This window comes from Paenibacillus sp. WG02, from assembly GCF_055396115.1.
The window spans coordinates 1,015,828-1,024,821 of the sequence record NZ_AP036016.1; the positions used below are offsets into that span (position 1 = coordinate 1,015,828).

Below are 8,994 nucleotides of genomic sequence, written 5' to 3' on the forward strand. Positions count from 1 at the left end.
ACGATGTTCAAAAAATTTGTAATGCTGATTATGGCTAGTATGTTGGTTTTCTCCTTTACCGTGCCAACGCTGGTAGAAGCGAAATCTTCTTATAAAGCGCCGCGCAAAAGCTACACACCGACAGATCAACAAAAAGCGCCTTCAAGTAACGTTTCTAAAAACGAACCTAGTAATTCGACGTCAAAAACGCCCGGCGCTGCAACGCCAGCAACAAAACCTGGATTTTTCAGCGGGGGTTTAATGAAAGGGTTGCTCATCGGGGGAATGGCGGGTCTGTTGTTCGGAGGCTTATTTGGAGGCATGGGAGCACTTGGCAATATACTTGGATTATTAGTGAACGTACTTGCCATTGTTGCCCTGGTAGCTGTTGTTATGAAGATCGTTTCTTTCTTTAGACAAAGAAGGAAGTTGAATCAGGATCAGGAGAGGTAAGAAGCATGCGATTAACGGAACAAGAAATCGTTAATGCGATTTGCTTGTATATGGCGGAACGCAAACGTCTCAAGCCAAATGATGTAGATGTTGAGCTGATGTGGGACGAGGACTTAGGTTTCTCGGCCGAAATATTCGCCGAAGGTCGCAGTCAAATCCTCACGCAAGGGAATCTGCTTGAAGCCATCGTGCAATATTTGTTCAATCAGTACCAGATGCGAGTTTTTTGGGATCAAATCCAATTATCTTTGGATGAAGAGATCATCGCTGAAATAGCGGTCTAATCTATAGTCTAACGACAAGAAAATCCTCGCAAAAGAACCTTGTTAAATCAAGGTTTTTTTGCTTTATGACCGAAGTTCAGGCTGCGCGAGCAGCTGTCCTTCGGTCTTTTATGTTTGGGGAAAGCATGATTTCACATCATTGACGAACTGATTCAACGATGCGAGCTCCATGGCAGACTCCCGATAGATCATCCATGTTTTGCGCAGAAGAAATTGTCCGTCCTTCCGGGCTAAGTCGATGGTGTGGAGATCGTCCTCTTCCGTCAGGCATATCCGCGGGATAATGACATAGCCTAATCCGTGCTTCACTAGCTCCTTGCACGTTTCCACGCTGTCGACTTGCATCGTCATTTGTGGAGGTGTGCTGAACTGTTCTTGCCACCAGGTGTCGATCAAACAGATCCGTTCCTCGTTAATCAAATATTTCTCCGCAATCCATTGATAATCGCCGCGAATGAACGCGATTTGGACCTCATCGTTCTGCAGCAACCGGAAAATATCGGAGCTGAGCCCGGTATTCAGATGGATTTGGACGTTCGGATAAAGTTCAACGAAATGCTTCAGAATAGCCGGCAGCTTATATAAGGCAAAATTGCTCGATGCACCAATCCGCAATGTCCAAGGGGTGAAGGCCGGTCTTGCTATCGTTACGGGTCGGTGCCCTTTGGTTCAATGTATCCGTTACTCCGTGCTTTCTTTTTGAAATCCTGCGAATAAGCCAATCTACGTGCAACGCAATGGTTGTTTAAGCAGCTTGCTGAAGAGGCAGTGTTTTATGAGGGATGTACGCCTGACCGGTGCGTGCCATACCAACTAAAATTCGGGCGAGTTTACCACATAGCTTCATAATCGACCGCTTAACGCGGTTTCCAAACGCTTCCAAGACAATTTTAGCATCTTGAGGATTAAAGCATATTTGATCGTAGACGACATCATAATAACAATTGCCGAACGCTTCCATCATGGCATCCTGATTCGTCCGGTCCACCTTTATTCGGGTCACGGCGTCGCCAAAATCATCCGGTGTCTGACCTCTTGTTGCAATGGTCACATCATGGCCATCCCCGAGTAATAAACGGACTAACCGGCGACCGAAAAACGCTGTTCCTCCTAAAACGAGTATTTTCATCCATATTCTCCTTTCACGTTTGCATTCTTATTTTATTAATTGAGCGAATTTTCTCCTGCCATCCAAGACAAAATAAAATTGACTGATAACTCAATGGTACTTGGCGGTTTAGTTTACAGATAAACATGCCAACCATCGGCATCTATCATCTACATTGCATTGTTCTGCCGTTTTACACAATTTCAAAAATAAAATGGAGAACTGTTAACTACATTACAGAACTCCGATTTTTTTAGAATTATAATCAAGCTACATTCGATATTGGAGGTTTCAGAATGGTGAGCAACCAAAATTTAACCGAACAACTGGAAGTGGCCACACAGCAGTTTAAGGCTAATGCACCGATTGAAGCGCAGATCAAAATCGGTCAAATGATTGAGGAACTTCAGAAATCGGGGATCGCTTCCGGGAAGCAACCAGGCGAAAAGGCGGTGGACTTTAAATTAACAAACGCATTCGTTATCCCTTCAGGAAAAGGAAGGATTGGAATTTCAAGTCCTTAGTGATCCGAACGGCTTGGTAACGGCCAAGTACAATCTGCTCTTCGATGTTCCGCAGGGAGTAAGAGAACTCATGGAAGGTATCGGAGTCGATCTTGCGGAGTATAATAATACCTCGAAATGGGTTTTGCCGGTTCCGGCTACTTTCATGATTGATGAGAGCGCCATTATTCGCTCCGCTTATGTCAATCCGAATTTCATGCAGCGTCAAAGCCCGGAGGAAATTTTGCGAGAGCTAAAAAAACTGTAACGATTTTTGCATCATACATTTGTGAGCAGAATAATCGATTATGGTAAAAACAAGTCTGAAGAAGCGATGCTTAGTATTGGATTTCCGTGGGCGGAGCGAGCGGATGAAGCAGATTAATGAGGCAGACGCAGGCGGCTGTTGTACATGGGGCAGCTATGCATCTATATTAAATGTTAGTTAAGAAGGAGAATATAACATGACAAAGACCAAGGAAGAAATTTTGAAAGCTTATCGTTTTCGGCATGCTAGCAAGGCATTTGATGCCAACAAAAAGATTTCGGATGAAGATTTTCACTTTATTTTGGAGACAGGAAGACTGTCTCCAAGTTCATTTGGCTTCGAGCCGTGGAAGTTTGTCGTGATCCAGAATGCAGCTCTTCGCGAAAAATTGAAACCTGTATCTGGCGGTGCCACGGGACAACTGCCCACTGCCAGCCATTTTGTAGTTATATTGGCCAGAAGAGAAGAAGGCTTACGGCCTGACTCGGTTCACGTGAATAAAATGTGGAAAGACATTCATCATATGCCTGAAGAAGTTGTGCAAGATTGGTACGATTTCTACAAATCCTTCGTCGAAACAGAACTCGAAGATAATGACCGTCTCCTTTTTGAATGGTCAATCAGACAAACCTATATAGCATTGGGAAACATGATGACAGCCGCGGCTCAAATCGGTATTGATTCCTGTCCGATCGAAGGTTTTGATAAAAAGCAGGTGACCGCTATTTTACAAAATGAGGGTATCATTAACGGCGACGATTTCGGTGTAGCCTGTATGGTCGCTTTCGGATATCGTCAAAAGGATCCCAAACGTCCACAAACAAGACAACATCTCGATGAGATTGTTGAGTGGCGATAAACTTAAGATGATATTTCTCGGCATCAGGGGACATGGTTCGCTAACAGGTGCTCAAGTTTAAGAATGGGGTTGCTGCGGGTGCGGCAACTCCTTTTTTATGGTGCTAACGGGTAAGATTCTTTGGGGGATTGTGAAAAAACATTTTAGTACAAGAATGTAACGGCCGCTCACAAGAAATGCCTGAGCCGTCGTCAGTGACTGTCTATATAATATCTTCGCCAATTCTGACGGCTGAGATCTCAATGCGCCCCCTGGTAGCTTTTCGTATTTTCCCGTGCGTGAGGGCATTCTTATGTTGTCAAGAATAACAATGGAGTCATCCCAATTCTACCCATGACGACAAAAAGACCTGACACAATAAAGAAGCTGCTTTAAGATTGGCTGCAAAATATAACAACGCTAAAAGAAAGAAAATGCCATTTATTTGGGATTTCATCAATTTAAGAAAAGGGAGCGTTTGATTTAACATGGCACAAGTTCTATACATTACTGCTAATCCAAAATCAATTGAAAACTCAGTTGGTCATCGAGTAGGACAAGCTTTTCTTAAAGCTTATTGCGAAACTCATGCAAATGATGAGATTCAGGAAATAAATTTATATGAAGAGGAATTTCCAATCGTAGATCGCGATATCCTTAACAGTTGGGAGAAAATGCGTCGAGGGGGAATGCCATTTTCAGAGTTGAGTGAAGTCGAGCAGCAAAAAATCAATGCTTTAAATCAATTTATAGATCGAGTAACGAGCGCTGATAAATACGTATTTGTATCTCCTATGTGGAACTGGAGTATTCCACCACGATTAAAAGAATTTATCGATTCCATTGTGGTGGCCGGAAAAACATTTCATTACACCGAAAATGGTCCTGTCGGACATTTAATGGATAAAAAAGCCATTCATATTCAAGTTAGCGGCGGTATTTATTCGCAAGGACCTTTAACGAAATTGGATCATAGTCACCCGTATTTAAAACAAGTGCTTAACATCATAGGTATTCATAATCTAGAAGTATTATATGTGGAAGGACATGATTTTGACCGAGAGCGAGCAGATGAAATTATTCGCAAGGGTATATCGGATGCAGAAAAGCATGCGATGACTTTTTAATCACGATGTCGATTTCGCCCCCCAGCTCGTGGCGCTGTTTCCGAGTGCGGAGCACTGCTCGTCGTCGTCGGCCAGAAGGGATTATTCGAACGTGAAATGGTAAATGGCCCTATTTTGCACGACGGAGCCGGTCTCGCTTCCATTAGATGATCCAGTCCGGATGATCCTCATGGTGCTTGGCTTGTTCATTGGATAATTGACGACAACCATGGACTGAACTAATAGGTAACGATAGTATCATGAAGAGCAGGCTGCCGGCATTTCCGGGAGCCTGTTCAACTATTATTTAGGAACAACCTTATCTGAGATTACAAAGTAGTGGTTTTACTCAAGCGGATAATCATAACGAATGAAACCCTTGTAATTGGCAACCTTGTCATAGAGCAAACGAGCTGTGGTATTGTCTTGACGAGTATGCCAGTAGAATCGGGAAGCGTTATTTTCTCGCGCCGATTGCGCTACCCGTTCAATGAGTGCCCGAGCCACCCCATGCCCCCGGGAAGCCTCGTCGACGAATAGATCTTGCAGATAGCAGGCATCTTCCATCCAGATAGTGCGATGGAACTGGTAGTGGGCTATACCGACCAAATTTCCTTGTAAGTGCCCGCCAAAACCATATATACCATCAGCATTCAACAATCGGTGCCACACCTCATCATATATTGAGTCGTGGAGATCAGTCTCGTAAAAGGTTTTATAACCTCTAGCCAAGATGTTCCAGCTGTTACGATCCTCTGCTCTTAGTGGCACAATGTCAATCGAGATTTGTTTGTGCGATATTCCTGCCATTTTGGCTCATCCTTTCAATTATAGCAAGAGTAGCAAAGGTTAGTATTTATAAATTTATTTTAGCTTCTTGGGATAAGATATAAAATACTAATATCTTTTATTAGACCAATTTACAATAAGAAATGTTAAATAAGATCACAATCGCATACCCTTTCAGGAGCCTAAATTGAATGTTTTTGATCTGATCGGTAATCTCGATATCATCAATCGGAATCCAAACCTTAATATCCTCGATCCGTTTGAATTCCGAATCCAGCGCACGAGTCTGCATCGCAAGTATAACCTGCTGGAGCAGCTTCTCATCGACTAATGTTTTGTAATAGGAAATGACTACTTCTTGCTTTCCCAGTAAAACCGTCGTCGTCTTAAAATCGCTCGATTGTGCGGATAGCTGCTTCAGTTGATCCGGATTTTCCAGCTCAGGTTGTAGTTCGGATACATGCTGTTCGGATTTAAGGCGATTGTTCAGCTTCATATACCGACTCCAGGGCTAGAATGATGAGCCATGTTATTTTACTGCGGGAAACCCATATCTATACATAAGGCACAACCCGAAAAATCACATCCGTAATGTGAAATATTTCGCAGAAGGATTCGTCTCATTCCGGTTATGATAAACACATGAAATACAAATCACAAAAACAAGGAGTGTTCATCATGAAAAAAGTAGCTATTATCGTACACGCCACGGAGAATGAAGGGGGAAGAGTGTCTCATGCCCTGCTGTATGGCCAAGAGCTGCACGAGGCTAATTTCGATGTCAAAATTTATTTCGACGGCCAAGGTACGACCTGGGTCAAAACGCTGGAGGATCCATCCCACATGTTCAATCCCCTTTACAAAGCCGCTAAAGGGCTGGGCCTCATCGCCGGAGTTTGCAATTTCTGCGCGAACGTTTTCGGCGTGACCGAGGATGCCAAATCCGCCGGCCTCCCGACTTTCGCCGAAGTTGAAGGACACCTCAGCATAACGAAATTGATTGCGGACGATTACCAAATCATCACCCTTTAATTTCGAAGCGGCGTAAACACCGTTTGACAATAGGAAGATGGGCTGGTCAAGACACCTTGATCAGCCCGTTTTCGCTTTCGCTTGACTCTCTCCCGTTTCGGCCATCATACCGCAGGAGTTGTTTAAAATGTGCTCCTTACCAACTAAATAGTTAGAATACAGTCATGGAGAGCAGAAAAAATCAAATCATTTCGTTGGCGTTCAAGCTGATTCAAGAAAAAGGCTTTGTTGCCATTAGCTACGACGATTTATCGAAGCCGCTTGGCGTGACCAAAGCGAGCATTCATTACCATTTCGAAAAAAAGGAGGACTTAGGAGCCGCAATCCTGGAGCGAATGATGGAGCGTTTGGAACAGCTGTTGCTTCGTATCGCTTCATTACCGCCAGAAGAGAGGCTGGAGCATTATTTTTCCGATCGGTTGTCTTGCTTCGGAATGCAGGATATATGTCCCCTATCTTCCCTGCAAGCGGATTTCGAATCGCTGCCTGATTCGCTGCAGAACAAAGTAAAAGAAGTGAGCGAAAAGGAACTTTTTATCCTGATCCAAATTCTTAAAGCGATTCAGGAAGAAGGCGGCATCGACTCTGCAGCGGAAATCGAACCGCTTGCGATCATGATATTGGCAGGCGGTAAAGGAATTTTGCAATATCAGCGGGTATTCGGAAGGAAATTATCCCCTGTTTTTTTCAAACAAATCAATCGGCTTATTCAATAGCCCGGCCGTGACTGGCCGGTTCTTATGACCTCAGCGGGAGCAAGGGGGAGATGGAAATGAAGAATGTCGTATTGTATGGTGCCGATCATTGCGCCGCATGCGCCGAAGCCATAAAGTTCTTTCAACAGGAAGGAATTCCTTACCAATACAAGAGTGTCGGAACCGACAAGGAGGCTTTCGCCGAAATGCTTCGTCTCGGCGGTATCGCGACGCCGTTCATCGTAGCCGGTACGCACGTATTTCATTCGTTTGACCGCCAGAAATTGAAGGAGGCATTGAAACCGCATGGATAAGCTTTGGTATTTATCGAGAATCAGCATTTTTGACTCTCTCTCTCCGGAGGATTTTAAGGAACTCGATATGATGGCTCCGATTTCCCATTTTAATGCAGTTCCCAAAGGCACGCTTATCCAAACTCCTGAATATCATCGCGACGGCTTGTTTTTCGTAAAAACAGGCAAGCTCCGGATGTACAAAGTGAACGCAGAAGGCAAGCAGTTTACGGCTGCGATCCTGGGGAGCGGCAATATGTTCGGCGAAATCGACTCCTTATCGCTCGGAACGCACGACATGTACATCGAAACGATCGAAGAGACTTTGATCTGCTCCGTTCTGCGCGAGCATTTCGAAAAGTTCCTCCTGAAAAGACCGGAGCTGGCCATGCGATTTCTGAAGGTTTTAAGCAATCAGCTGAAGGAGAAAGAGGAGCTATGTGAAAAGCTGGCCATCGGTAATATCGAAGATCGCGTGCTGCATTTGCTGCTTAAATTATCCGAGCAGTTCGGCACGGAAAACGACGGCTTCGTCAAAATCGATTTTCCTTTGACCCACCAAGAAATTGCCAATATGATCGGCGTAACGCGCGAATCGGTGACCACGATTTTGAAGGACTTGTCCCAAAAAGGCGTCCTTCGAACCGGTCGAATGCAGATCTCGGTTCATTCACAAAAAATCAGTGCATACTTGAATCATACTGAGTTTTAACAATAACGAGCGATTACAGGCAAAACGAAACGGCCTCAATCCCATGGAATTCAGGACAAAGGCCGTTTAACCGCATTTTATTTTTTCTACTGTCTACTTGACGGGGGCAGTTTAAAACTGTTGATGCGTTTTTATTGATCCACGGAGCACACTAACCCTTGATCGTTTTGTTGTCAATTATGTAGTTAATAAAGGTGATAAGCTAGGATTTAATCACGCTTCCTCGAAATGATTCAGTTTTCTCACTCAGTCTCATGAATTCGCAGGATTTCACCCTTGGCTAAGTGTGAGAGAAGAAGATACACGAAGGAGATGATGGCTTGGGCAGTATACAGGGCAGGCAGGAACAGAGGTGAAGAATGAACACCTAATTTGTTCCATATCTTGCACGTCTACAATACTGTCCGATTCACCAGATAAAACTGGTTGATGCCTGTCCAAATTGTGATAATAGCATTCCTTATTTATTAAGCGATAAGATGCTTGGGGCTCCACGCACCCGTCGTGCTGACGTAGCTCGCCTGGTTCGCCGCGATGGTCTCGACGATGATGCTCTTCGTAACGGCGAACAGGGCGACCGCAAACGGGTTCCGCCTGCATCGCTTCGGCATCCGCGTATCCTAAATCCTGATGGGCATGGCTGCGCTCAGCATTCTCTGGATCGCCGGCCAAATGTTCGGCCTGCATATTCCCGACTACGAGGCCATCGGCTGGTACTTATTGTTCGTCTGTTTCGTGTTCTTCCTGGTCCAGACGACCGTCGTCAGACTGGCTGGGCGTCGCGGGCATGCTGCTCTTCGTGCTGGTCTTCTTCTTCGAGACACCGTTGCTCGGGGTACCGCCGGAGCTGCTTCCGGCATTCAGCCGCCGCTTCCTGTACGACTGGCTGCCGCTCCGGTTCGCATTTAACATATATCCTTAAAGTAAAAGCAAA

General features: G+C 44.8%; 17 protein-coding genes. 12 read left to right on the forward strand and 5 right to left on the reverse strand.

Annotated features, from left to right (window positions below):
* Positions 1-3: 3 nt before the first annotated feature.
* Together ACBP55_RS04820 and ACBP55_RS04825 are read left to right on the forward strand one after the other, a co-directional pair.
* Positions 4-432 (forward strand): hypothetical protein, encoded by a 429-nt coding sequence (locus tag ACBP55_RS04820; protein ID WP_464650137.1) that lies wholly within the window; start codon positions 4-6, stop codon positions 430-432.
* 5 nt (positions 433-437) lie between these two features.
* A complete protein-coding gene (locus ACBP55_RS04825; RefSeq protein ID WP_029197356.1) occupies positions 438-716 on the forward strand; it encodes a DUF2653 family protein in 279 nt (92 codons plus the stop codon).
* Positions 717-824: 108 nt separating this feature from the next.
* Here the strand turns inward: ACBP55_RS04825 and ACBP55_RS04830 are convergent, their stop codons facing one another.
* Together ACBP55_RS04830 and ACBP55_RS04835 are read right to left on the reverse strand one after the other, a co-directional pair.
* Positions 825-1,331 carry a substrate-binding domain-containing protein gene (locus tag ACBP55_RS04830; RefSeq protein ID WP_464650139.1) on the reverse strand — a complete coding sequence of 169 codons (507 nt, stop codon included), beginning with the start codon at positions 1,329-1,331 and terminating at the stop codon, positions 825-827.
* 130 nt (positions 1,332-1,461) lie between these two features.
* Positions 1,462-1,845 carry an NAD-dependent epimerase/dehydratase family protein gene (locus ACBP55_RS04835; protein WP_464650141.1) on the reverse strand — a complete coding sequence of 128 codons (384 nt, stop codon included), beginning with the start codon at positions 1,843-1,845 and terminating at the stop codon, positions 1,462-1,464.
* 275 nt (positions 1,846-2,120) lie between these two features.
* Between ACBP55_RS04835 and ACBP55_RS04840 the strand changes: the two genes are divergently transcribed.
* The 5 genes from ACBP55_RS04840 to ACBP55_RS04860 all read left to right on the forward strand — a co-directional run bounded on the left by ACBP55_RS04840 (position 2,121) and on the right by ACBP55_RS04860 (position 4,560).
* A complete protein-coding gene (locus ACBP55_RS04840) occupies positions 2,121-2,348 on the forward strand; it encodes a hypothetical protein (RefSeq protein ID WP_464650143.1) in 228 nt (75 codons plus the stop codon).
* A complete protein-coding gene (locus ACBP55_RS04845) occupies positions 2,329-2,595 on the forward strand; it encodes a thioredoxin domain-containing protein (protein WP_464650145.1) in 267 nt (88 codons plus the stop codon). Before ACBP55_RS04840 ends, ACBP55_RS04845 begins: the two co-directional genes overlap by 20 nt.
* A 40-nt stretch (positions 2,596-2,635) precedes the next feature.
* Complete coding sequence (locus ACBP55_RS04850; RefSeq protein ID WP_464650147.1) at positions 2,636-2,776, forward strand: hypothetical protein; 141 nt, start codon at positions 2,636-2,638, stop codon at positions 2,774-2,776.
* Positions 2,777-2,791: 15 nt separating this feature from the next.
* Entirely contained in the window at positions 2,792-3,454 is a 663-nt protein-coding gene (locus tag ACBP55_RS04855; protein ID WP_464650149.1) for an NAD(P)H-dependent oxidoreductase, read from the forward strand.
* Positions 3,455-3,921: 467 nt separating this feature from the next.
* Positions 3,922-4,560, forward strand: a complete 639-nt coding sequence (locus tag ACBP55_RS04860; RefSeq protein WP_464650151.1) for an FMN-dependent NADH-azoreductase — start codon at positions 3,922-3,924, stop codon at positions 4,558-4,560.
* Between the two features lie 324 nt (positions 4,561-4,884).
* Here ACBP55_RS04860 and ACBP55_RS04865 read toward each other — a convergent pair whose 3' ends face one another.
* Together ACBP55_RS04865 and ACBP55_RS04870 are read right to left on the reverse strand one after the other, a co-directional pair.
* A complete protein-coding gene (locus ACBP55_RS04865; protein ID WP_464650153.1) occupies positions 4,885-5,349 on the reverse strand; it encodes a GNAT family N-acetyltransferase in 465 nt (154 codons plus the stop codon).
* Between the two features lie 100 nt (positions 5,350-5,449).
* Positions 5,450-5,824, reverse strand: a complete 375-nt coding sequence (locus ACBP55_RS04870; RefSeq protein ID WP_464650154.1) for a spore germination protein — start codon at positions 5,822-5,824, stop codon at positions 5,450-5,452.
* A 182-nt stretch (positions 5,825-6,006) separates the two neighbouring features.
* On the opposite strand from ACBP55_RS04870, the gene ACBP55_RS04875 reads away from it, so the two are divergent.
* The 4 genes from ACBP55_RS04875 (at position 6,007) to ACBP55_RS04890 (ending at position 8,060) form a co-directional block, all read left to right on the forward strand.
* Positions 6,007-6,360 carry a DsrE family protein gene (locus ACBP55_RS04875; protein WP_464650156.1) on the forward strand — a complete coding sequence of 118 codons (354 nt, stop codon included), beginning with the start codon at positions 6,007-6,009 and terminating at the stop codon, positions 6,358-6,360.
* Between the two features lie 164 nt (positions 6,361-6,524).
* Entirely contained in the window at positions 6,525-7,076 is a 552-nt protein-coding gene (locus ACBP55_RS04880) for a TetR/AcrR family transcriptional regulator (protein ID WP_464650158.1), read from the forward strand.
* Positions 7,077-7,132: 56 nt separating this feature from the next.
* Entirely contained in the window at positions 7,133-7,369 is a 237-nt protein-coding gene (locus tag ACBP55_RS04885) for a glutaredoxin family protein (RefSeq protein WP_464650160.1), read from the forward strand.
* Positions 7,362-8,060, forward strand: coding sequence for a Crp/Fnr family transcriptional regulator (locus ACBP55_RS04890; RefSeq protein ID WP_464650162.1), 699 nt, complete (start codon positions 7,362-7,364; stop codon positions 8,058-8,060). The genes ACBP55_RS04885 and ACBP55_RS04890 overlap by 8 nt, the downstream gene beginning before the upstream one ends.
* A 270-nt stretch (positions 8,061-8,330) precedes the next feature.
* Here ACBP55_RS04890 and ACBP55_RS04895 read toward each other — a convergent pair whose 3' ends face one another.
* A complete protein-coding gene (locus ACBP55_RS04895; protein ID WP_464650164.1) occupies positions 8,331-8,747 on the reverse strand; it encodes a hypothetical protein in 417 nt (138 codons plus the stop codon).
* A gap of 48 nt (positions 8,748-8,795) precedes the next feature.
* On the opposite strand from ACBP55_RS04895, the gene ACBP55_RS04900 reads away from it, so the two are divergent.
* On the forward strand, positions 8,796-8,969 hold the full coding sequence (locus ACBP55_RS04900; protein ID WP_464650166.1) for a hypothetical protein: 174 nt from the start codon (positions 8,796-8,798) through the stop codon (positions 8,967-8,969).
* Positions 8,970-8,994: the final 25 nt, after the last annotated feature.